19 protein-coding genes are annotated in these 24162 nt (G+C 55.9%); 8 read left to right on the top strand and 11 right to left on the bottom strand.

Features of this window, described 5'->3' with window-relative positions; genetic code table 11:
- Nucleotides 1-142 precede the first annotated feature (142 nt).
- Nucleotides 143-1654 carry a TonB family protein gene (locus tag RRF56_RS00315; protein WP_317033426.1) on the bottom strand — a complete coding sequence of 504 codons (1512 nt, stop codon included), beginning with the start codon at nucleotides 1652-1654 and terminating at the stop codon, nucleotides 143-145.
- Nucleotides 1655-2056: 402 nt separating this feature from the next.
- Here RRF56_RS00315 and RRF56_RS00310 point away from each other — a divergent pair, with 402 nt between their 5' ends.
- The 5 genes from RRF56_RS00310 to RRF56_RS00290 all read left to right on the top strand — a co-directional run bounded on the left by RRF56_RS00310 (nucleotide 2057) and on the right by RRF56_RS00290 (nucleotide 6305).
- On the top strand, nucleotides 2057-2704 hold the full coding sequence (locus tag RRF56_RS00310; RefSeq protein WP_317033425.1) for a MotA/TolQ/ExbB proton channel family protein: 648 nt from the start codon (nucleotides 2057-2059) through the stop codon (nucleotides 2702-2704).
- Between the two features lie 124 nt (nucleotides 2705-2828).
- Nucleotides 2829-3233 (top strand): biopolymer transporter ExbD, encoded by a 405-nt coding sequence (locus RRF56_RS00305; protein ID WP_317033424.1) that lies wholly within the window; start codon nucleotides 2829-2831, stop codon nucleotides 3231-3233.
- A gap of 80 nt (nucleotides 3234-3313) precedes the next feature.
- Nucleotides 3314-4282 carry an iron ABC transporter permease gene (locus tag RRF56_RS00300; RefSeq protein WP_317033728.1) on the top strand — a complete coding sequence of 323 codons (969 nt, stop codon included), beginning with the start codon at nucleotides 3314-3316 and terminating at the stop codon, nucleotides 4280-4282.
- A gap of 109 nt (nucleotides 4283-4391) precedes the next feature.
- Complete coding sequence (locus RRF56_RS00295) at nucleotides 4392-5447, top strand: iron ABC transporter permease (protein ID WP_317033423.1); 1056 nt, start codon at nucleotides 4392-4394, stop codon at nucleotides 5445-5447.
- A gap of 45 nt (nucleotides 5448-5492) precedes the next feature.
- Nucleotides 5493-6305 (top strand): ABC transporter ATP-binding protein, encoded by an 813-nt coding sequence (locus RRF56_RS00290; protein WP_317033422.1) that lies wholly within the window; start codon nucleotides 5493-5495, stop codon nucleotides 6303-6305.
- Between the two features lie 70 nt (nucleotides 6306-6375).
- Here RRF56_RS00290 and RRF56_RS00285 read toward each other — a convergent pair whose 3' ends face one another.
- Nucleotides 6376-8307, bottom strand: a complete 1932-nt coding sequence (locus RRF56_RS00285) for an ABC transporter ATP-binding protein (RefSeq protein ID WP_317033421.1) — start codon at nucleotides 8305-8307, stop codon at nucleotides 6376-6378.
- 264 nt (nucleotides 8308-8571) lie between these two features.
- On the bottom strand, nucleotides 8572-8898 hold the full coding sequence (locus tag RRF56_RS00280) for a hypothetical protein (protein ID WP_317033420.1): 327 nt from the start codon (nucleotides 8896-8898) through the stop codon (nucleotides 8572-8574).
- Nucleotides 8899-9319: 421 nt separating this feature from the next.
- Here RRF56_RS00280 and RRF56_RS00275 point away from each other — a divergent pair, with 421 nt between their 5' ends.
- From RRF56_RS00275 to RRF56_RS00265, 3 genes are all read left to right on the top strand, one after another.
- Nucleotides 9320-10612, top strand: coding sequence for a hypothetical protein (locus tag RRF56_RS00275; RefSeq protein WP_317033419.1), 1293 nt, complete (start codon nucleotides 9320-9322; stop codon nucleotides 10610-10612).
- A 480-nt stretch (nucleotides 10613-11092) separates the two neighbouring features.
- Nucleotides 11093-12051, top strand: a protein-coding gene (locus RRF56_RS00270; protein WP_317033418.1) for an IS630 family transposase whose coding sequence is annotated in 2 segments (ribosomal slippage) — nucleotides 11093-11444 and nucleotides 11444-12051 — 960 coding nt in all. Because the reading frame shifts where the segments join, the coding sequence is not laid out codon by codon here.
- A gap of 184 nt (nucleotides 12052-12235) precedes the next feature.
- A complete protein-coding gene (locus tag RRF56_RS00265) occupies nucleotides 12236-12694 on the top strand; it encodes an MgtC/SapB family protein (protein WP_317033417.1) in 459 nt (152 codons plus the stop codon).
- A gap of 36 nt (nucleotides 12695-12730) precedes the next feature.
- Here the strand turns inward: RRF56_RS00265 and RRF56_RS00260 are convergent, their stop codons facing one another.
- The 8 genes from RRF56_RS00260 to RRF56_RS00225 form a co-directional block, all read right to left on the bottom strand.
- The gene (locus RRF56_RS00260; protein WP_317033416.1) at nucleotides 12731-13102 is read right to left on the bottom strand and encodes a DUF1636 domain-containing protein; all 372 of its coding nucleotides are present in this window, start codon (nucleotides 13100-13102) and stop codon (nucleotides 12731-12733) included.
- Nucleotides 13103-13104: 2 nt separating this feature from the next.
- Nucleotides 13105-14037 carry an iron-siderophore ABC transporter substrate-binding protein gene (locus RRF56_RS00255; RefSeq protein WP_317033415.1) on the bottom strand — a complete coding sequence of 311 codons (933 nt, stop codon included), beginning with the start codon at nucleotides 14035-14037 and terminating at the stop codon, nucleotides 13105-13107.
- 174 nt (nucleotides 14038-14211) lie between these two features.
- Nucleotides 14212-16701 (bottom strand): TonB-dependent siderophore receptor, encoded by a 2490-nt coding sequence (locus RRF56_RS00250; RefSeq protein WP_317033414.1) that lies wholly within the window; start codon nucleotides 16699-16701, stop codon nucleotides 14212-14214.
- 153 nt (nucleotides 16702-16854) lie between these two features.
- On the bottom strand, nucleotides 16855-17787 hold the full coding sequence (locus tag RRF56_RS00245) for an AraC family transcriptional regulator (protein WP_317033413.1): 933 nt from the start codon (nucleotides 17785-17787) through the stop codon (nucleotides 16855-16857).
- Nucleotides 17788-17955: 168 nt separating this feature from the next.
- Nucleotides 17956-18939, bottom strand: coding sequence for an ABC transporter substrate-binding protein (locus tag RRF56_RS00240; RefSeq protein WP_317033412.1), 984 nt, complete (start codon nucleotides 18937-18939; stop codon nucleotides 17956-17958).
- A gap of 111 nt (nucleotides 18940-19050) precedes the next feature.
- Entirely contained in the window at nucleotides 19051-21630 is a 2580-nt protein-coding gene (locus tag RRF56_RS00235) for a TonB-dependent receptor domain-containing protein (RefSeq protein WP_317033411.1), read from the bottom strand.
- Between the two features lie 138 nt (nucleotides 21631-21768).
- The gene (locus tag RRF56_RS00230) at nucleotides 21769-22743 is read right to left on the bottom strand and encodes an AraC family transcriptional regulator (RefSeq protein ID WP_317033410.1); all 975 of its coding nucleotides are present in this window, start codon (nucleotides 22741-22743) and stop codon (nucleotides 21769-21771) included.
- Nucleotides 22744-23004: 261 nt separating this feature from the next.
- The gene (locus RRF56_RS00225; RefSeq protein ID WP_317033409.1) at nucleotides 23005-23976 is read right to left on the bottom strand and encodes an iron-siderophore ABC transporter substrate-binding protein; all 972 of its coding nucleotides are present in this window, start codon (nucleotides 23974-23976) and stop codon (nucleotides 23005-23007) included.
- Between the last annotated feature and the right edge of the window lie 186 nt (nucleotides 23977-24162).

The raw sequence follows: 24162 nt of genomic DNA, 5'->3' as shown, positions 1-24162 counted from the left end.
TGTGGGCGTAGTGGATCTTGCTGGGCGAGATCAGACGCTCGACAGGGCCAAGGCTGACAATCTCAAAGTGGTGTTGTACTGCTCTAGCCCATGTTTGAGAACACAGCTTGCTTAGCCTATGCCCTCATAGTTTTATCTGTTCCTACTCTTCAGTTGGTGCATCTGGCTGAGAAGACTCGACCGCTGGCGGCGGGGTCGGCTCGGCTGGCGCAACTGGTGTGAGTGGTGGAGCCGCAGGAGCCGCAGGAGCCGTAGGAGTTGCAGGAGTTGCAGGAGTCGTAGGCGTAGGGGGTGGGGAAGCGCTGGGCGCAGGCGGACTAGGGGCAGGTGAAGGTTGAGGCGGGCTCACGGGTGCTGGCTCTGGGGCTATGGATTCTGCCTCGGCTGGTTCTGCCTGTGCGGGTTCTGCTTCTACGGGTTCTGCTTCTAGGGCTTCTGGCTCTGTTGTCTCTAGCGCTGAAGATGCTGGCGCAGTTGGATCTGCGGCTGGCTCAGCGACCTCAACCGGTGGAATTGGCGTGGTTGTTAGTTCAGGGCTGGGCTCGGTTGTTGCGGTTGCGGGCGTGGGGGTAGGCTCGGGCGGTAGCTCTACCGCCTGGCGCTCGCCTCGGCTGCGGGCATCGCGGTTGCGACGTGACCCTTCAATGGTGAGATCGTACTCGATGGGCACACTGGCACCGCCTGCGACCGGTTGAAAGCGGGAATTTCTGGCGGCCTGAATGGCCGCTTGGTCGATTGCTGGATTGCCGCTAGATCGGGTTAGGGTGACACTGCGCACGCTGCCGTCGGGGTTGATATCGACGCTGACCATGGGTTGGCCTTCGGCCCCTGCCTCCAGGGCGCTTTGGGGATAGCTGGGACGCACGCAGTTTTGACAGGCCACGGTGCGCGAGCCCTGGCCTTGGCCGTTGCCGCCCGAAGGGTTGGTGGTCTCTGAAGTACCAGTGCGGGCGGTGGTGGCGGCAGTACCTGCTGAGTCAGAGGCGGGAGGCCCAGCTGAGTCAGAGGCGGGAGGCCCAGCTGAGTCAGCGTTACCGTCCGCTGGAGTTGTCGTTGCGACTTCGCCCTCGGCTTCTCGCCGTCGCTGTAGAAAGTTGCGCAGGCGATCGAACTGAGAGGAGTCTTCTAAGTCAGGCTCGGTTGGCTCGGTCTCGGCAACTGACTCTTCGGCTTCAGCAACTGCCTCCTCAGGTTCAACGGTTTCGGGCGGCAGGTCGGCCTCTGGGATTTCTTCCTCCTCGTCTTCGGCCACCTCTAGCTCTGATTCCGCTGCGGTTTCGGCTAGGGGTTCAGGCTCTACCGGTTCAGGGATCTCGGGCTCGGCGACGGCGACGGGTTGGGGCGCAGTGACAACGGCAGCTTTGGGAGATGGGGCCGATGCCGCCGGAGCCGGGTCGTTAGTCTCGGTGTTGAGTTCGGCGGGCTGGGTGGGGTCAAGTACCTCTGGCTCTGGGGTTTCGACCAAAGGCTCGGTGACAATCAGCTCGATAGGGGAAATGTTGGCTTCGTCGGCGTTTGGCCACAGGTTGAGCTGGCTGAGACCCAGGGCGATCGCATGTACCCCCACCGACCCCAACAGCCCCCACAGCAACAGCTTGCGCAGCTTGGCCTGGTCTTGCTGGTGTTGTTCGTAGCAGAGGTTAGAAAGACTCATGGGCAATGTTTGAGTAACGGCAACGCACAACCCGCTTCACTATAGTTGAGAAAAATTATGGACTACACCGAGGGCTATTGATAATCTGACCGAGAAGGCTAAGGTCTGGATTTGAGACCAAAGCTTCGGCGACACGAATTTTGAGCCTAGCAAATGTAGTGCAGCTTCTGACAGCAAAGGAACTCAGGCTAAATCAAAGGTCGAATCTTCCCTGCGATCGCGTTCTTCCTAACCATACTATCAGGATCTATTCTCTTTAAGACTTGACAATAGTATCGGAATCAGGCTCAATGCATTTGACAGTGATTTGCAATAGCCTGGGTTGGGCTACCCTAACCTCGGGTTGAGGAGGCCCCAAAAATCGGGCCGCTGCAAGCGGGAATCTATGACAGGACTTAGACTATGGGCAGTATTTTTGCGGCGGGCGGCATCGTCATGTGGCCGCTGCTGGGGTTTTCGCTGGTGGCGATCGCGCTGATCATCGAGCGGCTGATCTTCTGGTTTCGGCTCAATCAGCGCCAGCGCCCGGTGATGCAAGACATTCTGCGCACCTACCGGCAGGCCCCGATGGATGTTTATCCCAAGCTGCGCCAGAACGTTAGCCTGCCGATCGCCCGCATTTTTCTAGAAGCCCTGGACATTGAAGGGGCCAGCCCCAAGCAATTTCACCTGGCCCTGGCCAGCGCCATGCAGGCCGAACTGCCCCATCTGCGACGCTTTAGCACCGTCTTTGCCACCATCATCAGCGTGGCCCCGTTGCTCGGGCTACTTGGCACCATTTTGGGCCTAATTGCCTCCTTCGATGCCCTACAGCTCGGGGATGTGGGGGCGAACGCCGGGGCGGTGACCGGCGGCATTAGCGAAGCGTTGGTTTCCACCGCTGCTGGGCTGGTGGTCGCGATTGGCACGCTGCTGTTTGCCAACCTGTTTCGCGGCCTCTACAAGCGCCAGGTGGCACTTATTCAGGAATACGGCGGGCAACTCGAAATTTTGTACGAGACCCACTATGAGCGGATGAGTCAGATCAAGGAAGAGACCTTTGCCAGGTAGGGCAGGGTATGCGGCAAACGGTCCAAGGCCCGAACCGCAAACCGTAGACCGCAAACCCAATTAATCCACCCCTGCCCCTCCCAAGAGGGGACGCCGATACCCGACACCCAACACCCTTTCTCCCATGTTTTTCCCCGAAGAGCCCGAAGACGAGTTTGAACTAAATATTGTGCCGATGATCGATGTCATCTTCGCGATTTTGACGTTTTTCATTATCTCTAGTCTGTATTTGACGCGCTCTGAGGCGCTGCCGGTAAATTTGCCCAAGGCCGACAGTTCTGAGGTGCAGGAGCGAACGCAGATTACGGTTTCAGTGGAGGATTCTGGTGCGATCGCGCTGAATCGAGAATCCATTGCCCTCGAAGATCTGCAATCGAGTGTGCGCGACCTAATGGGTACCACTCAGGAATCGGTGATTGTGATCAATGCCGATGAAGCCGTCAACCACGGTCGCGTGATTGCGGTAATGGACGAGCTGCGAGCGATCGAAGGGGCCACCCTGGGGATCGCAACTCAACGGGAGAATTAACGCTGGTGTCCTACCTTCAGTCAAACAGGCCGTCAGATGGGCCAAAGCATTTCTTAAGGCTGTCCCAATCGCCTCTAGTGCTGGTGTTAGGGTTGGCGTTGGGCAGTTTGCTGCTGCTGGTCTGTCTTTTGGCAAGCGTTTTGCTGGGGGCAGCGGATATCGCGCCGGAGATGGTATGGCAAGCCATCTTTCAGTTTGACGGCTCCACCGAACACTTGATTATTCGCACAGTGCGGCTGCCCAGGGCGATTTTGGCGGTGGTGGTAGGGGCAGCCCTGGCGGTGGCTGGAGCCATTACCCAGGGGTTGACCCGCAACCCGCTGGCAGCACCGGATATTTTGGGCATCAACGTGGGTGCGGCTCTGGCCCTGGTGCTAGCGGTGTTTTGGCGGGGTAGCGGTAGTTATGTGGGGTTTGCCTTTGCGGGAGCTGCGATCGCAGCCTTTACCGTCTACTGGCTGGGTTCCATGGGCCGCAGTGGCCTCACCCCGCTCAAGCTGGTGATCGCCGGGGCCGTTCTGACATACCTACTGAGTTCACTGACTACAGGCATTCTCATCCTCAGCCAGCGCACCCTAGATGAAATGCGCTTTTGGCTAGCGGGGTCGCTGGCCGGACAGGACATGGCGACGATGTTATCGGTGCTGCCCTACATCGCCGTGGGGCTAGTCGCATCTTTAACGCTGGGGCGGCAACTGACGCTGATGAGCCTGGGGGAAGACGTGGCCCAGGGTTTGGGGTTGCAGGCGGCCTGGGTCAAGGTGGGCGCGGCGATCGCCGTCGTCCTGCTATCCGGTAGTGCCGTGGCCCTGGCTGGTCCCATTGGCTTTGTTGGCCTGGTGGTACCCCACGTGGTGCGCTTTGTCGTGGGTGTGGACTACCGCTGGATCTTGCCCTACTCAATCATTTTTGGCGGCATTTTGCTATCGGTGGCCGACCTCGCTGCCCGGCTGGTCATTCGCCCTCAGGAACTGCCGGTGGGGATTATGACCGCGATCGTGGGGGCACCGTTCTTTATCTATTTGGCCAGGTCAAAAATTAAGCGGTGAAACACAGGCTTCGGTGTCGCAAAACGGTGCATCGCTTCGCGGATGCACCCTACAGTTCCCTCCCCTATCTTCCTAACCTCCCCCATCACCCCGTCACTCCATCACCCCCATGCCCATTACACCTTGGCTCTCCATCCGCCCTCAACGCTTCCCCCTCTCATTTCGGGTTGATCGGCGGGTGCCTGCGGTGTTGGCGGTGCTGGTGGCGATCGCCCTACTCTCTTTGATCTTCAACGTCAGCCAGGGAGAATACCCGGTGCCGCCGTTGGAGGTGGTCAAAACTATTTTGGGCTTTCCGGCCAGCCTCGACTATGCCTTTGTGGTGAATACTTTGCGTCTGCCCCGCGCCCTGGTGGCGCTGCTGGTGGGCATGGGGCTGGCGACGGCGGGAACGATTTTGCAAGGGCTGACCCGCAACCCCCTGGCGGCACCAGAAATTATCGGCATCAATGCAGGAGCCAGTCTGGTGGCGGTAGCGCTGATCGTGCTGTTTCCGCAGGTGGCGGTGGGGTGGTTACCGATCGCCGCATTTTTGGGCGGGCTGGGGGCGGCGATCGCCATCTACCTTCTAGCCTGGAACGGCGGCAGCTCGCCCATGCGTCTGATTCTGGTCGGCATCGGTCTGACCTCGCTGACCGGGGCTTTCACCACTTTGATGATCACTTTCGGCAACATCTACGACGTTAGTCAGGCTCTGGTGTGGCTGACGGGCAGTGTCTACGGGCGCAGCTGGGAGCATCTGTGGCCGCTGCTGCCCTGGCTGGCGGTGTTTCTGCCGTTGACCCTGGTGCTGGCCAGAGATCTCGACACCCTGAATCTAGGGGACAACCTGGCCCAGGGTCTCGGCAGCCGAGTGGAATGGACTCGCAGCCTGCTGCTGCTCTGCGCTGTGGCCCTGGCCGGTGCCTCGGTAGCCACCGCAGGCACCATCGGCTTTGTTGGGCTAATGGCTCCGCACCTGGCCCGCAACCTCGTTGGCCCCTCCCACGCTGGGTTAATTCCAGCCGCAGCGCTGACGGGAGCCTGCATTGTTGAACTGGCTGACATCGTGGGTCGCCTCGCCTTCGCCCCCATCGAGCTGCCCTGCGGGGTGATTACTGCCATCATCGGCGCACCCTATTTTTTGTGGCTGCTGTATCGCGATGGTCAAAGACCGGCCTCCTAGGCCAATGCAACCAGTAATTCAAAATTCAAAACTCAAAATTTGCTCATGCTCACCAATACCGCCACCCAAATCGCCCTCACCACCCGCAAGCTCACCCTGGCCTACGACGGCAACGTGATCATCCAAGGTCTAGATCTGGCGATTCCCCAGGGGCAGATCACTACGCTGGTGGGGCCAAACGGCTGTGGTAAATCCACGCTGCTGCGGGGCATGGCGCGGTTGCTCAAGCCCCAGGGCGGTACGGTGTATTTGGATGGTGATGCGATCGCCCACCTGCCCACCAAAGACCTGGCCAAGCGCCTGGGTATTTTGCCTCAAAGCCCTGCCGCCCCCGAAGGGCTGACCGTGCGCGAGCTGGTGGCCCAGGGCCGCTACCCGCACCAAAACTGGCTCCAGCAGTGGTCGAAGGACGATGAGCTGAAGGTGGAAGAGGCGATCGCCACCACCCACCTACACGAGTTTGCCAACCGCCCCCTCGACACCCTCTCCGGCGGGCAGCGCCAGCGCGCCTGGATTGCCATGGCCCTGGCCCAAGATACCGAAACCCTGTTGCTGGATGAGCCCACCACCTACCTCGATCTGGCCCACCAAATTGAAGTGCTGGATCTGCTCTACCAGCTCAATCGCCAGGGGGGTCGCACCATTGTGATGGTACTCCACGACCTGAATATGGCCTGCCGCTACAGCCATCATCTAGTTGCTTTGCGCGATGGACAGGTCATCGCCCAGGGACAACCCACTACAGTTGTAACCGAGACGATGGTGGAGCAGGTATTTGCCCTCAAGAGCCGCATTATCACCGACCCTGTGTCGAACACGCCGCTGTGCCTGCCCATCGGCCAGTCCATTGAGAATTAGTTTTATCAATCTATAAATTACTCTACCGAAGCTAAGTTTTGGGTCGAGTGCTGGTACTGGCTTAAGCCAGCTAATCAACCTGTTGTAGATCGCTAGGAGAGTCGACAAACTCCAAGCGTCCGGCTTCTAATTGCAGAATTTGATCGGCGCGATGGAGCACTGAGGGCCGATGGGAGACGACCAGACAGGTGGGGTGCATGGGTGCATGGGTGGACGGGTAGATGGGTGGATGAGTGGATGGGTTAAACAACTGCTCCCACAGGCGTTGTTCAGTCTCGACGTCCAGGGCACTAGAGAGGTCGTCAAACACCAGCAGGGCGGGCTGGCGCAGCAGCATGCGGGCGGCGGCGGCCCGCTGTTTTTGCCCACCAGAAAGCCGAAAGCCGCGAGTGCCGATTAGGGTCTCTAGCCCCTCGGGCATGGCAGTAAGATCGCGATCAAAGACAGCAGTGGCGATCGCCCATTCCATCTGTTCTGGACTGACGGCATCCCCCAGGCCCAACAGCAGATTCTCCCCCAGGGAGGCGCTAAACAGTTGAGGAATCTGCGGCGTATAGGCAGCCCGAGGCGGCACTAGGAAATTCGCCGGGTCGCGGATCCGCTGACCATTCCAATACAGCGCGCCAGACTGACTGGGCAGCAGGCCCAGCAGCACTCGCAGCAGCGTGGTTTTGCCTGCCCCCACCTGGCCTGTAATTACGGTCAAACTTCCCGCCTTTAGGCTAAAGCTGATATTGCTGATGCCGCCACCGCCTGGATAGCGGTAGGTCAACCCTTCAACCCGCAGCTCGTGAAGGGGATCGGGGATGAGAGCAGGGGCGATCGCCGGTAAGGTCGGCTCGGGGCCAAGGAGGGGTTTGAGGTAGAGGGGGTGGGGATGGGTGAGGGGGTGAGGGGTGGATGGGTAGACGAGTGGGTAGGTGGGCGAGTGAGTGGGTAGGTGGGTAGGTGGGTTCGGTTCGGTTATTTCATGGGTGCTGGTTTCGCCTACGCTCCCACGCTCCCACCCTCCTACTCGCCCACGCTCCCACGCTCCCACCAAGCCCCCCATGCGCTCAAAGGAGACTTCGCTCTGCTTGGTGGTGGCGATAAAGCCGCCGAGAAAGGCGAGGAAATAGGTAACAGACGATAAGTAATAGACAAACAGGGCAAAGTCGCCGACGGTGAGGTCGCCCTGGGCACCAAGGCTCTGGGAGGCGACCAGCAAAATTAGCCCGGTGCCGATGCTGACGATGTTTTCAAAGCCGGAGTTGAGCACGGCGCTAAACACCTGGTCGCGCACCATCAGGTCGCGGCGGCGATCGCACCGCTCCTTCAACTCATCCAGCATTTGGGCTTCGGCCCCGGCCACCTTCACGGCCTGCACGGCGGTGAACAGTTCACCAATTAGCCCGGTGACGCGCTGGGTGGCCTGGCGGCTGGCGCGGCGATAGCGTTTGAGCCGGTGCTCGGCCTGGTGGGCGAGAAGTGCGATCGCGCACAGCGGCAAAAACACCAGCAGCGTCATCGTTGGGTTAACGCTGATTAGCAGCGCTACAGAGCCCACCGCAAACACCCCAGCCCCAAAGATCTCGTTGGTGCCCACTACCACATCCTCAATCTGCGCCGCATCGTCGCGAAAATAGCTGAGAATTTCGCCGGGGGAGGCATTTTGGCCGTTGGCCCCGCCTGTGGCCAGTTCGGCTCCGGGGCGCTTGAGCAGCTCAAACAGCAGGTTGTGTCGCACCAACCCGCTGATCAAAAAGCGGTGCTGGGTCTTGGTAATGCGCCCCACAAAAATCGCCACCATCCGCGCCAGACCCACTGCCAGCAGCAGCCCAATCCACACCCATGGCGACGCCTCAAAGCGCGACTCTCCGGTGAGGGTGTCAAAAAACTCGCGAATGATCAGCCCCGGCACCGCAGGCAGGCCCAGGATGAACAGCCACAGCAGGGTATCGACCCAGTAGAGCCGCTGGGCGTAGCGGATGAGCTGCCAGAGGAGGTGGGTGATGGGGGGCATAGGGGTGATGGGGTAATGGAGTGATCGGGTGTTGAGCCATCACTCTCGCACTCCATCACTTTTCCTAGGAGCCTTTGCCGGATATTTTTGGCCACTCAACGGAGTTTTTGTAGAGGGCTGTTCTTGGGACTACACTGCTGGGTCAATTTGGCATAGGGGTTGTTAAATGGGCTGCTCAATGTGCCAAATTGCGGGGGTAGCAGGCTGGATGTTGGCGATCGCCGCCCCCGACGGCATACCCCTTGCCGTCGGGGGTAGGGTGCGCTATTCGATTAGCACGGTTTTGGTGGCAATTGCCATCCACATCTCGGCTCCGCTGGATGCTGGGCTGAGGATGTCGCTGGTGGGCGGCACGGGGATGGGGTCGCTCCAGTCGTTGGGGTCGGTGTAGCCGTGGGCGTGGAGGATTTTGATGGTGCGATCGATGCCGGCAAGGCTGCCGTAGAGCATGTGCCGCACCTTCTCGGGGGTTGAGGGCTTTAGGGACCGGGTCCCTCTGTCATTGCCCCCGGCCCCTGACGAAAGCGGCAGGGACCCGGTCCCTGGATTCCCTTGGTCGTCGCTGGCATCGGGTTCGAGGTATTCAAACATGGGTTCTGTCTCCAGTTGTGGTTTAGGAAGACAGAACGCGAAAACCCTAGCCACCCACGCTTGAATTGCAAACTGAGGGGGCTAGGGTACCATATGCCTAGCCTCGCAATCTGCCGGTCAGACTTGCGGGGTTAGCTGTCTGTTGGTGGTGAGACACCTTCAGACAGCGCCAAGATTTTCGAGTTCTGCGTAGTCACCGTTCTGCTGAACGGCTTAATGTAAAAGGATAATGATACAAAAGCTCCCCGTCAACCGTAGGGGTGGAGAACAGCACGATGCGCTGGCAAGTATTTAGCCAGAGTAGTTTTGCTCATTTTTCCTTAAGGAAGCTAATATGCAGATAATTTGCTCATAGAGGTAGTTAATCAGACAGGGGAAAATCTTAATAAACCGTCAATCTACTCAACTCAGGAATTCTTAAGTGAATCAAAATCGTATTGATTTATCAGAGTGGGTAATTCACTTCGTCCATGATAGAGATTTGAATCACTATCTCGAAGATATGGATTCACCCTTGCCAGTTCGTTTTGACAGCCTAGGAAAACCTTTGATTCATGTTTTAGATCAAATTACTTATGAAGATCAAAATGCATATGAAAATGGCCTTTATCATCCATATGGATTAGATGCTGATGCAAGCGCTTACTCTGTATTAAAAAGAATTTTATTTGACGGTTATATAAAGTCAGGATGGTCATTCCGAAAAAGGAAACCCACTATCTACGGTCCACAATCAGCTGTATGTTTTACTGAAATGCCACTTTATGCGCTTCTTGAATATGCATCCAATAGAAATAATTCTTCCTCAGTCCAGTCTTATGGTATTGCTTTGCGTAAGCAAGAATTCTTCAAAGCTGGTGGTAGACCTGTAATATATGGATTGTCTGGAAACCATAAAGAGGCATCTAAAGATGATTCTTATTTTGGAAAAGGATTTCGATGCTTAGCGTCCTCTTGCGGCATAGCACTAAATGAGCAATATCGCTATGTGGCAATGAATTTAGATAAAAACAAATGGATAGATTGGACTCATGAACGTGAGTGGAGATGGGCTGATGCTAGGGAAAGCTATGAATTCCCTGGTTTCCCAGTATGGGTAGAAAGTCAGAGTCCAAAATTGAGTCAAATTCTTGTAATAGTAAAAGAAGCATGGGAAGCAAAAGATTTTATTGATTCAGTAAAAACTCACTACGATGAGCGTGGAAATATTTATGACTCAACTTACGATCGAGAAAATTTGCAGAATACAGCAGTAGTATCTTTGGAGGAAATTGAGCAACAGTTAAGTAGCTTCTCAGTAATTCGTTTAGAAGATTTACCATTGAAAAGCTTTTCATGCATAGCGCCCAAAAAACCTTCAGCTGAAGTTCTTGAAAAAGTGAAACAAGCTTTGAAGGAAGCTCGGAAAGAAGCTGAAAAAGCTGCAAAGAAAGATAGAGATATTGCTCCTCGCAATAAAGATGGGTACATTGCTGATGTGTGCGGGTTTGCAACAGTCGTTACCTCAGAGGCTAATACAGAGATTACAGATGCCCTAATCAGCTTAGATTATGCTTCTCCTTGTGATGGAGAGCAATATTACCTCTTTAAAACAACATCTGGTATAGATACTGAACAAGCTTTAAGGGTAGCAGAAGCCGCTGCCAAAGCAGCGGCTAAAAAGCTTTCTGAGTTGTTGGGGCAGACGTTTTCCGTGGATTCAAGATGGGACTGAAAAACAATAAATAAATATGAGCAAGCTTAGAGTGATCGTAGATTTTCTGTAGGTTGGGTTGAGGCACAAAACCCAACCTACATTTGAATTAGCTCAAGCCAGCATGGCCCAAGCACCCAAGTCACCGTTCTACACTTGTGTGAAAGTTAAACAGAGCGATCAATTAATAATAGTTTTTTTACCAAAATATCTACCCTAAGCGCACCAATTCCTTTACCCATTTATGCGCGATCGCCACGCTCAAACTCTAGTGCGATCACAGAGATCCTGTAGGTTGAGCTTCCTTCGTCAACCTAATAGTTCCAGAATAATTCTATTCCCACCCACTGTGTTTTGAAAAGTGATTGTTCCATCAGTGCCTCAATTATTTGGGTAAACTCCCCGCTCAAAATATAGCGGCTCCTAGACGGGCGAGGTACGATCAAAGTAGAGGAAATGCAGAACGGCGCTACACTATCGCATTTCTGGCAGGAGGGCGTGATGAAAGCCTACTCACTTGATTTTCGAGAAAAGATAATTGATGCTCACTTTATGGAGGGGGTCTCGGTTCGTAAGGTGGCTAAGCGGTTTGGGGTGGCGACGAGTTTTGTCGAAACGCTTTTGAAGCGTCTTCGGGAAACGGGCGATATCCTACCTAAGCCCCATGGGGGTGGCCCTCAACCTAAACTCAACGGGGAACAACTCCAGCTGGTGAGAGCCTTAGTTGAGGCGGATAATGATGCGACCTTGGAAGAACTCTGCGACCAACTCGCTGCCGAAACGTCGATAACGATTAGTCGCTCGACCATGGGTCGGATGGTGCAAAAGCTTGAGCTCACCCGTAAAAAAAAGCGCTGCACGCCACCGAGGCGGAGAGTCCACGGGTGCGACAAGCCCGGGTTGACTATTGGCAGTCCATTCGAGAGGTAGCCCCGGAAGACTTGGTGTTTATGGATGAGGCGGGGGTTAACTTAGCCATGGTTCGATTGTACGCCCGTGCTCCAAAAGGCCAACGTGCAATCGGGGACCGTCCGGCCACACGAGGGCAGAACGTGTCGCTGGTCAATGCGCTGAGTTTGCGCGGTCCGATTGCTCCGTTGACAATTCTCGGTGCGATGGATGGTTTGACCTTTGAAGCCTACATCATCCGTCGAGTTGCGCCCAATCTGTGGCCTGGGGCAGTGCTTGTCGTTGATAATAGTCGTGCGCATAAAGCCACGGAAGAGGTCAATGCTGCGCTTGAAGCGGTGGGTGCACGACTGATGTTTTTGCCACCCTATTCACCAGACTTTTCACCTATTGAACCGTTCTGGTCGAAGGTCAAGAATAGCTTGAGTTCAATTGCTGCACGGACTTATCAAGCCTTAAACGAAGCGATTGAGTTTGCCTACGCTCAAGTTACCTTGGAAGACATTCGTAACTGGTTCACAAATGACTGCTACTGTACCTCATCCGAATGAGAACCGCTATAATGATGGAAGCTCAGATTAAGTGTTGGGTTTCGCTAGCTCAACCCAACCTACTAACTAACGGCATCTTCTATAGCAGACTATTACATTTCGTATACCTAGCCGTTTTGTGATCCTATCCTATCCGTGTTGTAGTCTATTACAGTGCTTTACAACTGGGTGAGGGAAAACTGCAATGGAGGTATTTCAATTTAATTGGGGACAACTCGGTGGTGACCTATTAAAGCTGGGCCTCGTTTTTCTAATCACCTTGCCCATAGCTTGGGAGCGAGAGCAGTCAACCCGGATTATGGGACTCCGTACTTTCCCTCTCGTTGCAGTTGCTAGCTGTGGCTATGTTCTAGTTGCTATTTCAGTTATTGGCGCAAGTGCAGATGCCCAATCCCGCATTATTCAAGGGCTCATGAGTGGTATCGGTTTTATTGGCGGAGGTGCAATTCTCAAAGAAGGGGCCAACGTACGGGGCACAGCAACAGCTGCAAGTGTGTGGACCACAGGTGCGATCGGTGCCGCGATCGCCTATTCCCGATACGAGATAGCAGTTCTTTTGAGCGCAGTTACTTTTTTAACCCTTCGTGTACTGACACCGCTTGAACGACAAACGGGCAAATCAGATCAACGGAACGATGATTGAGTGCGATCGCAGACCTCATGCGCCCAGACAACTCCCTCAAGGCGCAGGCGGAATGCGCGCCATTCTGCGAGATTGCAGCTCATCGGGCAGCTTGAAGTAGGGCACCATGCCATCGTCGCTGTCGAGGTAGAGTGCGGCAGCGGTGAGCAGGTCGGTGGCGCAGGTGGTGGGGTCAAAGTCGGTGAAGAGATAGGTGGTTTTGCCGGTGCCCACGTAGGCGATCGCGCGGGGCTGTTCACAAATGCACAGACACCCGGTAGATGCGATCGCCATCTCATCTTTGCGGGGCCACTGCTCGTACAGCGCTTCCAGGTGTTTCAGCAGATGGGCACCGCCAGTCTCCCCGTCGCGCTTTTCTTCAGCGGCGGTAAAGCCGCAGCTTTTGCACACAATCAGCTGGTCGGGCATGGCTAAGAGGGCTCTAGCAAGTATTTGAACAGATCATCAATCACGGCATTGGCGGCGATCGGGCCGCTGCCGATCCAATAATCCGGCACTTCATAGACTCTGCCTTGCTGCACAGCCTTTAACTTTGCCCAAAGCGGATCTGCTGTTAAGCGATCAAGCCTTTCGGTAACGCCTGGAGTGCCATGGGTTGAAATCACAAAGATGACATCACCATCGGCCTCATGCAGCACTTCTTTTGAAATCCGGTACTGAATTGGACTTGAGCTATCTCTTTGCTGGGTGGCAGTTGCATCAAGATTCTGAGCGGGTGGACGAGCCAACCCAGCATCCTGAAGAATGGTTCCGTTGAAACCGGCTGTGGTGTACACAGTAATAGTATCAGGATAAACATAAACAATGGACACTTCTGTTTGGCTGAGGCGATCGCCCATTTGTTGCTTAAAGGTGTCCAAGCGTTTGTAATAATCATCTATCACTTGTTGGGCTGCCTCGGGTTTTCCGACTGCATCGCCCGTTAACCCAAAAAAGGTTTTCCAGTCTCCGCTATGGGTAAAGGGTAACAATACCGTTGGTGCAATTTGAGAAAGTTGATGATAGATGCTTTCGTTATAGATATCACCAATAATTAGATCGGGCTTCATCGCCAGAATCTTTTCTATACTGGGTTCACCGTCTAGGCCAATATTGGGATATTCTTTTATCTTTGCTTGCAAGTGAGGTGAGTCAACAAAGGTAGAAACAGTAGCAATTGGTTCAATTCCCAAGGCTAAAAGATTATCAAATATACCCGATCCAGTTGGAATAATTCGCTGTGGATGCAGTGGAACACAGGTTTCACCAAGGGCGTGTTGGATCAGTCGACAATCTGATGATGTCGAACTGTGGAACTCTGATCTGCCACAGGCAACCGTCAAGCAAAAAGTGACGATTGCCAAGAGCAAAATCTGGAGAAACCGAGACAGTGAAGGAAGGGGCCATGCAAATTGTTGGAGCATTATTTGATCACGAAGGAGCGTTCAAACAAAAGGTCAATCAAGTAATGAATGTGAAAGGATTACAGAGAATTGGTTGGCATGTGATTAGCCTGCGAGTCCCTACTCTGCAAGTCCTTAAAATTCCACCGCAATGCTGCCAATGATGGTAAACGGCGTACCAACGGTTATTTCGGTTCGACCAAATTCCGAACCTTCAATGTAACTCCGATCAAACAGGTTTTTGATATTGAGGACGGCTCTCCAGCGATCGCGTCGGTAATATAAAGCAGCATCTGTCCGTAAGTAGCTATCTAGTCTAAAGCTATTGTCGAGATCCCCTTGTCTTTCACCAACGTAGAATAGCCCTAGGCCAAATCCTAACCCCTCCAATGTGCCGCTTTGAATTTCATAGGTTGTCCAGAGGCTAGCACTGTTTCTAGGAACATTTTGCACAAAGTTTCCCGATTCAAAATCATTACTTTCCGTGACTTGGGCATCAGTATAGGTGTAAGCCGCGATAATGTTCCATCCTGGAAGAACTTGTCCTAAAACATCTAGCTCTATACCTCGGCTCCGCTGTTCTCCAGCCGAAATACTAAAGGCATCATTGTTGGGGTCAGTGGTAGCAATATTGGTTTTGGTCACTTCATACGCTGCCAGCGTCACAGCGAGGTTGTTGGTAATTTCTCCCCTCATGCCAATTTCGTATTGAGTTCCTCGCTCTGGTTCTAGGAAAGAACCGTTTGCAGCAGTCCCAAAGTTGGGCGCAAAAGAGCGACTATAGCTGGCATAGAGTGAAATTGGCTCAATGGGTTGATACAAAATTCCGATTCTGGGACTAAAAGCTGCGTCAGATCGACCAGATGATTCACCCGTATCGTGAGTAAAACTTTGTTGCTCCACGATATCAAAGCGACCACCGACTAGGAGATTCAAATTGTCTAGAATTTCAATTTGGTCTTGCACATAAAAGCCAAAGATATCCGTTCGATCAGAACCGTCTCGCACCACATTAGTTAGCTCAGGTACATTGGGTGTGGCAATCAAGCCATATTCTGGATCAAAAATATTGATACTAGGTGTATTTCCGAGTGGCAATCGACTCTGTGTCCCGATATTAGTCCGACGATTGAAATCGAATCCTAACAACAGTGTATGATCGATTGATCCAGTCGAAAACTCGCCAATTAGATTCGTTTGAGTCGCATAGTTTTCCAGGTAATCATCATTTGATCTCACATTCCGCGACAGAATGCCTGTTTCTTCATCCAATGTGACTGGGCGAAATGCCAAATCAAAGCTGTCACCAGAGTTATAGCGAAATCCATTGCGAAGCCTGAGGTTCTCGTTGAACTGATGTTCAAATAAGTACCCAACTCTAAATTCCTCGACTTCTCTCACATCGTTCAGTTCACCTAGAACCCGATTTCTTGGTAAATCAGCCACCCGATCGCCATTGGCGACGGGGCCACTGTCGAAGGGGCGCTCATCGTGTAAATACTCAAGATCAACCACTAAACGACTCGCATCACTAATCTGCCATGCGAATACAGGCGCAACAAAAATTCGCTCAACGCCTTGATCAAATCCTCGAAATCCCTCTGACGTTTCATAGGCAACATTCAGTCGGTAGCCTAGGCTGTCATCGGAGCTTAGCGGACCTGTCAGGTCAATGGCTGAACGAATGAAGGTGCCATTGCCTACAAGTAGTTCTCCGGAATAACGTGGCTCAGCCAAGGGTTGTTCAGTAATTACACTAATAATCCCTCCAGGCTCTAGGCTGCCATACAACACTGAGGCAGGCCCTTTAAGCACTTCAATCCGTTCAAGGTTAGCTGGATCTCGAAACCCAATGTTTTCTTCTAAAAAGCCATTGCGAAGTGATGAAAGCTGGGAAAATCCACGAATCGTAAAGCGATCAAGCGTTCCTGCAAACCCATCTCCCTGGCTCACACCACTCACATTGCGGACGGCTTCATCTAAACGAATCACTTGCTGATCTTCAATCACCTGACGCGGAATCACCTGAATCGATTGGGGAATGTCGCGCAGAGGTGTATCAGTACGGGTAGCCGACGTAGCATTGCGGGGCGCATAGCCCTCATCGCCCTCCCCCGTCACCCCAATGCGGATGACCTCATCCTCTCCACCGGCCAAGCCCACACCGGGCGCAATCCCCAGCACCAGCCCAGCGGCCCCAGTGCTCACATTCACCGCAGGCGGCCCGTCGCTACCGGTGATCTCTACCCGCACCCGATTCCCAGGTTCATTAGTCACGCTCACCAAGGCAATGCCCTCAGTGGGGCCAAACTGCTCAAAACTCTCCCCCCCGGGCAAGGCCAGCACCGCATTGGGAATCTCAGCCACCAGCGCACTGCCCACCACCGCAGTCGTGAGTTCTCCCAGCCCCCTTTCGGCATCGAGCACCAGCCGTAGCCCCTCACCCTCGGCCTCTACCCGCACGCCGGTAATCTGCGTCAACCCCTGGGCCAGATCCAGATCCGCCGCCTGGCCACTGGGCTGGGCAATATCCTGTAAAGACAACGCCGTTTCCGCCTGCGCCGCCATCGGCACTAACGCCAGCCAGCCAGCCAACCACACCAACCGCTGCAATCGAACGCCCATCACACCACCTGTCAAATCGTTGAGAACAATGCCCTAGCCGCCCATGGCCTCAAGGCAATCAAGAATGCTTCTCAACAAGATACAGGGCAGTGAGAGCCGCTAAAACGAGAAATGATCCCTAGGCGGAGTTTTTGCGATCGCACCCCGGAGTTTTTACGCCCTTCTCTCCCGCGCATACACCCCCGGATTCACCCCATACTTGCGGCGAAAGGCGGCGGCGAAGTGGCCCCGGCTGGCAAAGCCTACGGCCTCGGCAGCGGCGGTGACGCTGAGATCGCCCGCTTCGAGTAGCTGGCGCGATCGCTCCATGCGGTGCTCATGCAGGTAGCCAAATACAGTGGTGCCAAACACTTGGCGAAAGCCCACTTTGAGCTTGTGGTCGTTGATGCCGACAGCGCGGGCTAACTCCATCAGCGACGGGGGCTGGGTGATCTGGCGGCACAACAGCTTGCTGGCGTAGTGGATGCGCTCCACATCGTCGGGTTTGAGGGTCGGTGGGCTGAAGCTGTTAGGTGTTGTTTTGAGGTCTTCAATCAGCAGCGCCATCAGCTCCCACACCTTGCTCTCCAGGTAGAGCCGCTGGGTCAACCCTTGAAACGGGCAGTGCAAAATCGCTTGCACCGCCATCTGCATCGCCGCCGTCGGAGTTCCAGAACGCTCAAAGTAGCGCTGATCGGCAGGGCGCAACAGGTCTGGGAGATCGTCGCACGTTTCCCCACTCCACTGTTGGAAGATGTGCGGCTCGATATGAACGTTTATGCTGACAATCCGTCGATTACCAGGAACCCGCCAGAGTTCGGCTGGGGCCAACCCACTGCCAAAAAAGTCGTAGTGCTGGCTGCGTTTACCGCCGGTCTGCACCTGCTCAAAGGTGAACTCTAGGGGGTGTTCGCGATCGCAGTGCTTGATCTCTAAATCACTCTTGAGCCAGCGGTCTTCAATACAGAGATCGATCCCCTCGCGGAGTGCCACATAGCGCTGTTGCCTTTGCCCCAAAACGGTAGGATCAGCCCTCTCGTCGCCCTCTGTGGCGGTAGCCTCGTCGAGCCAGTTTGCGTAGTCGGTTTGAGAAAGGGTAATGGGCATGACAACGGGTAGAACAGCGGTATAGCAAAAAAGAGGGATGCCCAAAAGCCCTATGGCTCCCCTTAAGGCATCCCCCTGGCAACCTACATCTAAGGCATTAGATGTCAGAGAGGATTGAATAATCTTACCCTCAATTGGCAATGGTTCTCAATACTAAGAGAGTGGGTGCTAGGTATCGGGTGTCAGGTGGGCCATGATCGCATCCAAGAGATGGCTAAGGGAGCGAGTGCCGCTGGTCAGCCCGCCCACCTCGGCGTCGCTCAGCGCGTAGAGTTGCCCAGCTTTCACTGCTGTTAGGTTGCCCCAAACGGCATCTTGGGCTAGGCCTGCCACCTGGTCGGGTGCGGGGTCTGGCACCAGCACAAAAATCACGTCTGGATCAACCTGGAGAATGTGCTCGGTGGAAAACACGGCCCAGTTGATGGCGCTGGGGGTGCGATCGCCTAAGGCCCAGGGATAATCCACCAGGTCTGCCAGAGTAGAGCCCACTAACGATTCGCGGGTGGCGACATAGAAGGTGCCCTGGGTGCCGTTGGTGACCAGCACGGTGCGATCGCGTTGAGCCTGGGTTTGGTGAATCGCCAGGCGATCGCGAAAGGTTTGGGCGGCGGCTTCAGCGGCGGCGGCGCGATCGGTGAGTTGACCGACCTGGTGCAGATTGGCGATCGCCTGCTTAGTACTGCTCACTTCCAACAAAAACAGTGGCGCAATCGGGGCCAGGGTGGCCCGCAGGCCATCGACCTGCCCCCGGTAGCCGATGATCAGATCGGGGCGCAGACCCAGCAGCGCTTCGAGGTTGGGCTCTGGGCCACCGACAATAGCAATCTGCGAGGCCGCCTCACCAAAGTAAATCGGGCTTTTGGCCCAGTCAGCCAGCCGTGGATGCCCCACCGCCAGGGGCACAAGATCTAGCTCAGCCAGAATGTCTAGGCAGCTCAGGTGCAGGCAGACAATGCGCTCGGCGGGCTGGGGCAGGGTTACCGTTGTCCCCGAGACATCGGCTAGGGCAATAGCCGGGGCTGGGGTGGTTACCTGCTCTGTGGGGGGCGACTGGCAGGCAGTGAGCCACAGCCCCATGGCTAGGGCCAACGGCGAGCAGCGATTATAGAATCGTCTGCGGTGCGGGGGTTGGGTAGATGTGGGGGTCGGCATAGTTATCGTTGGGCTGAAATCGCTAGGGCAAGTGAGAAACCCGGTTTCTGCGGCGCATGCACTGAGATGGGTGGTCAACCGCGCCATAGAAACCGGGTTTCTGCGAACGGCTTAGAACTGCACCCGGTAGCCAACGCGGAAGGTGCGGCCCGATCCTGCGGCGTTAAAGGTTTCGTTAAAGCCTCTGAGAAACTGAGACTGCGCCGGAAAGTACTGAGTGTTAAACAGGTTTTGCACACCTACTTGCAGGGTGCCTGGCCCTACCGCCACCTGGCTAACCAAATCCACCACAAAATAGTCTGTGATGCCGACATCGTCGACCCCCTGGCTAAAGGCGCGATCGCGGCTGCCCGAGTACAGCGCCTGAATGCGATTGCGCCAGCCGGGCAGAGTTTCGTTCTCCAGGTAGGCGGTGAGCTTCAGGGGTTGAATGCGAAAGGTTGAGATCGGTAGATAATCGCCCGTATCATTTTCGTCGTTTTCCCCCTCCGTCCAGCCCAGGGTGCCCCCTAGGCTCCAGGTATTCGCTAGTTGCCAATCTACCGTGGCCTCTACCCCATAAATGCGCTCCGGAGCACGCACCAGTTGGGAAACGCCGCCGACAAAGGCATAGTCTTCGCCCAGGGCAGAGGTGTTGTAGAAAGCGGCTAGGGAGGTCTGCACACCAGGCCAGTTGCCTCGCAGGCCAATTTCGTAGTTGTTTACCGTCACCGGTTCGGTCAGACGCAGGCTATCGCCCACATTGACAAACCCAGCGGGTGGGCTGCGCAGCACTCCGCCAAAGGTGGGGACCGAAAAGCCCTGGGCAAAGCTGGCAAAGGCGGTGAGTTCGGGGGTGATATCGTAGCTGGTGCCCAGGTTGAACACCGTGGCATCAAAATTCTGATTGCCGCCGGTAATGGCATCGCCAAAGAACGTGGCGTAGTCGTTGACCCGCAGGCCAATGCGCTCGTGGCGCAGGCCCCCGCTCAGCCGAAGGCGATCGCTGACATCCCACTGCACCTGGGCAAACAGGCCCAATTGCTCTAGGCCGTAGGGGGGCACAAAGGTGCGATCGCCCACCTTTTGCAACGTATTGCGGGTATCAAAGGCCACCGGGTCAAAAATTTCAAAGGGGGCAACGTTGCTCTCATCCACATAATCCACCCCCCACAGCAGGCTGGCGGCACCGGCATCCCAGAGGGGCGTTTCGACCTGCACCTGGGCACCCCACTTGTCGCCCGTGGCCCGCTGACGGCCAATCACGTCAAAGAAACCGCCTCGAAAGTCGCTAAAGCCGACGATGGAGGTGTAGTCGCGGTAGTAGAGGTTGGCCTGGAGACGGCTGCCCCAGAGGTTGTCGTGGCTGTAGCTTAGCCCGGCGGTCAAGCTGCGATCGCCCGCCAGATCGGTGCCCTCTCGCCCCAGGTTGACCGCCAGCGGACGGGCCTTTTGCACGCCCGGTTCCTGATTCACCGCCGGATCGGACAAAAACGCTGTGTCTTGGCGGCCATCGTAGAAGCTGAGGGTCAACCGTAGATGTTGATCGGTGGCGAAGCGGTAGCCCATGGAGCCTAAAAAGGCGTAGGATGTGGCGTCGATCACGCCGCCGCCGCTGGTCTCGGGAATGCGATCGCCCTCGGCATCGAAAGCGGCTCCGGTCTGCTGCCGCCGCAGCGAAAACACATAGTCCACCTCGCCGTCGTCGCCCGACACCCCCAGCTGCAAGCCATGGCCAAAGCTGTCGCCCAGGTTGCGAAAACTGCCGTCGATCTCGGGAGCGATCGTCACCTGCATCGGGGTGTTGGCCGGGGCGCGGGTGATGATATTGATCACCCCCCCGGTGGCCTGGCTGCCGTATACCGCCGTGGGGCCGCGCACCACCTCCACTCGCTCTACGGTGCTGGGGTCGAGGGCGCGCAGCTCGCGATCGAGCCCATAGTTTGAGGTCAGGGGAATGCCATTAAACAGAATGGTAGTGCTGCGCCCCCGCAGGTTTTGCACAATTGACCGGGGCGTAGCCACACTCGGCGGCGGCCCAAACCCTGGCACCAAGTTGCCTAAAATATCGCGAAAGTCAGAGGTCAGGGCCGACTGCTGCTCGATGTCGTCACGGGTGAGCACCGTCACCGATCGCGGTAAGTCCTGAAGGTCTTCTTCTGTTCGCGTCGCGCTGACGACGATCTGTAGTCCCTGGTCGGTTGCTGCCGTCGAGCCAGCTGTACCGAGCTGTAGGGTCAAAGTCAGCCCCGCCGCCGTGGCGCGGGTCGCCACCGTAGGCGGCCCATCGGTGCCCGTAATCGCCACCTGTACCCGATTGTCGGGCAGGGCAGTGACGCTGACCAGGGCAATGCCTGCCGCCGGGCCAAACTGCTCAAAGGCCTCTCCACCGGGCAATTGCAGCACCGCATTGGGAATTTCGACCAGCAGCGCATTCCCGGCAGTAGTAGTGGTGGGCGTCGACAACTCCCCCGCCGCCGTCTCTAACACCACCTCAACCCCAGCCTCCGTAGACTCAAGGCGTACCGCCGTAATTTGAATCGGGGTCGCCCCTTGCTGGGCCATCTCCAAGCCTGCCGCTGGCGGCGGCTCGCTGGGGAGCAGACTCGCCGCGATCGCACTATTGGCCCAAAACGGCAGCGCGATCGCACCACCCGCCATCAATCTCACCAGCATCCGACGATCCGGTCGCTGAACCTGTCGTGAACCCATTGTCTGTCTCTCCTCATACCGAATGCAGCAAAGGAATGGCATGCCCATCATTTGCTAGGAACTATTCTCAAGAACATATCGGTAAAGGGGGAGCGCGATCGCCCTAAGGCGGATCGTTTTGGGCCTCAGGCGGATTTTTCAACTCCGGCTATAGGCCTTCGGGTTGACGCCAAACTGCTTGCGAAAGGCGGCGGCGAAGCGGCTCTGGTTGGCGTAGCCTACGGATTGGGCCACTTCTTTCACGTTGAAGCGGCGGCTGTGGAGCAGGTGGCGGGCCGTTTCCATGCGGTGCTGGTGCAGGTAGCCAAACACCGTGGTACCAAACACCTGCTTAAAGCCCACCTTGAGCTTGTAGTCATTGAGGTTAACCCGTCGGGCCAGCTCAAGCAGGGTGGGTGGATTGTCTAGCTGGTCGATGAGAATTTTCTGGGCGGCGTAGATGCGATCGCGATCGTCGGCACTGAGGGGCCTTAACTCTTTGGTTTGGGACGATGCGGTGCTCAACTGCTCTAGCTTCAGGGCAATTAGCTCCAGACATTTGGCCTCCAAAAAAATGCGCCGGGTCTGGCCCTGAAACGGGCAGCGCCAGAGTTGCTCTAGCACGAGCCGCATGGCCGGAGTAATCACATTGATATCATTCACCCAGGGGGCACTACCCGCATCCACTGGTTGGCTAGGTGGGGACAGATTTGCAATGCCATGGGCCAGCAGTTGCCCAATCTCGTGGTCAGGATCAATGTGCAAATCGACTTTGAGTACGGGGTCATTGGCATAGTCCAGTTGCCGCCGGGGTGGCTCAACGGGGCGCGTGCCCCACTCCAAAAAGTTCTCCCCCGTGCGCTTGCCGCTGCGGTTGCCGGAGAGGTTAAAGCCCACCTCGTAGCTGTCTGGGCTGTCCGTTGCCGAGATCAGGCATACATCCTCATGCAGGTGGTAGTCGAACAGGCTCAGACCAATACCCCGCAGTTGAATCTGCTGCACATAGCCCTGCCCCAGACGCGGCGGCACGATCTCTCGCACTTCGGCTAAATCTTCGCGATCGCTCTCTCCCCGGTGGGGATTGGCGGCTTGCCAGAGTTCGTCGTAGTCGGTGCTGGAGAGGGTAATAGCCATGGCGCAGAAGCACGCAAGGAATATCTTGCCGCAGGTTCTAATGAGAGTAGTTCTCAAATGTATCAGAATCTGAGCTAGTTTCTAGGCCGGTCTTGGCCCTTGGTTGGATATTGATTTAGCTATTTCTCCCTTCAGCCTGGGGGTAAACGCGATCGGCCAACGCTCTGGCCCACACTGGGCGGTCATGTTGCCCATTATCAGGCGACCAATAGTGCTGCCCTACAACAGAGTCCGAATAATAAAGCCTTCCAGCTAAGAGTTTTATGCCTCCTGGTCGGAAGATTGCAGCAAATACTGCTCCACGTCGTCGAGCACCCACTCCGCAGCTAAGGGGCTGTTGCCCGCCCCCCAGTAGTGACCTATCAAATACACCTGGTTTTGCTGCACGGCCTTGAGTGACTGCCAAAGGGGATCGGTTTTCAATCGCTCTAGTTCGGCCTCGGCCTCGGCGGCAATCTCTGGGGTCGCACCAAAGGTGGAGAGCAAGATCACATCGCCATCGGCCTGGGTCATGGCCTCGCGGCTAATCAGTTTGGTAAACGGCGGCTGATCTGGGGTGCCTTCATCTTGAGCAGGGGGGCGCTCAAAGCCGATATCGGCCAAAATAGAGCCGCCAAAGCAGTTCTTTAGATATAGCCCAATCTGACCCGACTGGGCCATCACCCGCACCAGAGAAACCTGCATAGGCGGGTTTCCCCGTTGGTTGCTCAAGGTCTCTACACGCTGCCGATACTGCTCTAGCACCGCCTCGGCCTCGGCCTCCAGCCCCAGCACCTGGCCGTGGAAGCGAAAGGGTTGCTGCCAGTCGGCAGTAGTTTGCATCTCAAAGGCCACGGTGGGGGCGATCGCCGATAGCTTGTCGTAGGTATCCTCTAGATCTGAGGCGGCCCCGATAATCAAATCAGGCTGGAGCACCGCCAACGCTTCCAGATTGATCTGAGCGCTCTGCCCCAAACGCGGTACATCTGGCAGCCGCTCGGCTAGCTGGGGCAACAGATTGCTGGCCACCCCCGCAGGCATCACCCCCAACGACAGCAAATTAACCGCCGCCGTGTGATCTAGGGCCACCACCCGACTCGGCTGCATGGGCACACAGGTTTCCCCCAAGGGATGCTGCACCATACGGCAGTCGACGGGAGCCGGATTGGCGATGGGGGAAGTCTGACAGGCGATCGCACCCACCGCTACCAGCACCATGAGCAGTCCGTGAAGTAGCCAGTTTTTTAGAGTCATAGATCGTTGTGGATGAGTGGGAGGGTGGGAGAGTAGATGGGTGGATGGGTAAGGGGTGGATGGGTAGGTAATTGATGATTGGGGGTTTAGAGATGAAGAGTCAACGGTCCCTACTCATCCACCCTCCCACCCATCTACCCTCCCACCCGTCCACCCATCTACCCTCCCACCCCTTACCTGCCTACC

It is taken from the genome of Nodosilinea sp. E11 (assembly GCF_032813545.1).
In the GTDB taxonomy this organism is placed as follows: Bacteria; Cyanobacteriota; Cyanobacteriia; order Phormidesmidales; family Phormidesmidaceae; genus Nodosilinea.
This window is presented reverse-complemented; position numbering and strand designations above follow the sequence as displayed.

Excerpts from the sequence above, each read along its gene's own strand:
- RRF56_RS00280 (WP_317033420.1), bottom strand. The coding sequence starts at position 8,898 with ATGTTTGAATACCTCGAACCCGATGCCAGCGACGACCAAGGGAATCCA.
- RRF56_RS00225 (WP_317033409.1), bottom strand. The coding sequence starts at position 23,976 with ATGACTCTAAAAAACTGGCTACTTCACGGACTGCTCATGGTGCTGGTA.
- RRF56_RS00315 (WP_317033426.1), bottom strand. The coding sequence starts at position 1,654 with ATGAGTCTTTCTAACCTCTGCTACGAACAACACCAGCAAGACCAGGCC.
- RRF56_RS00305 (WP_317033424.1), top strand. The coding sequence starts at position 2,829 with ATGTTTTTCCCCGAAGAGCCCGAAGACGAGTTTGAACTAAATATTGTG.
- RRF56_RS00285 (WP_317033421.1), bottom strand. The coding sequence starts at position 8,307 with ATGCCCCCCATCACCCACCTCCTCTGGCAGCTCATCCGCTACGCCCAG.
- RRF56_RS00290 (WP_317033422.1), top strand. The coding sequence starts at position 5,493 with ATGCTCACCAATACCGCCACCCAAATCGCCCTCACCACCCGCAAGCTC.
- RRF56_RS00260 (WP_317033416.1), bottom strand. The coding sequence starts at position 13,102 with ATGCCCGACCAGCTGATTGTGTGCAAAAGCTGCGGCTTTACCGCCGCT.
- RRF56_RS00240 (WP_317033412.1), bottom strand. The coding sequence starts at position 18,939 with ATGCCGACCCCCACATCTACCCAACCCCCGCACCGCAGACGATTCTAT.
- RRF56_RS00265 (WP_317033417.1), top strand. The coding sequence starts at position 12,236 with ATGGAGGTATTTCAATTTAATTGGGGACAACTCGGTGGTGACCTATTA.
- RRF56_RS00235 (WP_317033411.1), bottom strand. The coding sequence starts at position 21,630 with ATGGGTTCACGACAGGTTCAGCGACCGGATCGTCGGATGCTGGTGAGA.
- RRF56_RS00245 (WP_317033413.1), bottom strand. The coding sequence starts at position 17,787 with ATGCCCATTACCCTTTCTCAAACCGACTACGCAAACTGGCTCGACGAG.
- RRF56_RS00250 (WP_317033414.1), bottom strand. The coding sequence starts at position 16,701 with ATGGGCGTTCGATTGCAGCGGTTGGTGTGGTTGGCTGGCTGGCTGGCG.
- RRF56_RS00295 (WP_317033423.1), top strand. The coding sequence starts at position 4,392 with ATGCCCATTACACCTTGGCTCTCCATCCGCCCTCAACGCTTCCCCCTC.
- RRF56_RS00310 (WP_317033425.1), top strand. The coding sequence starts at position 2,057 with ATGGGCAGTATTTTTGCGGCGGGCGGCATCGTCATGTGGCCGCTGCTG.
- RRF56_RS00230 (WP_317033410.1), bottom strand. The coding sequence starts at position 22,743 with ATGGCTATTACCCTCTCCAGCACCGACTACGACGAACTCTGGCAAGCC.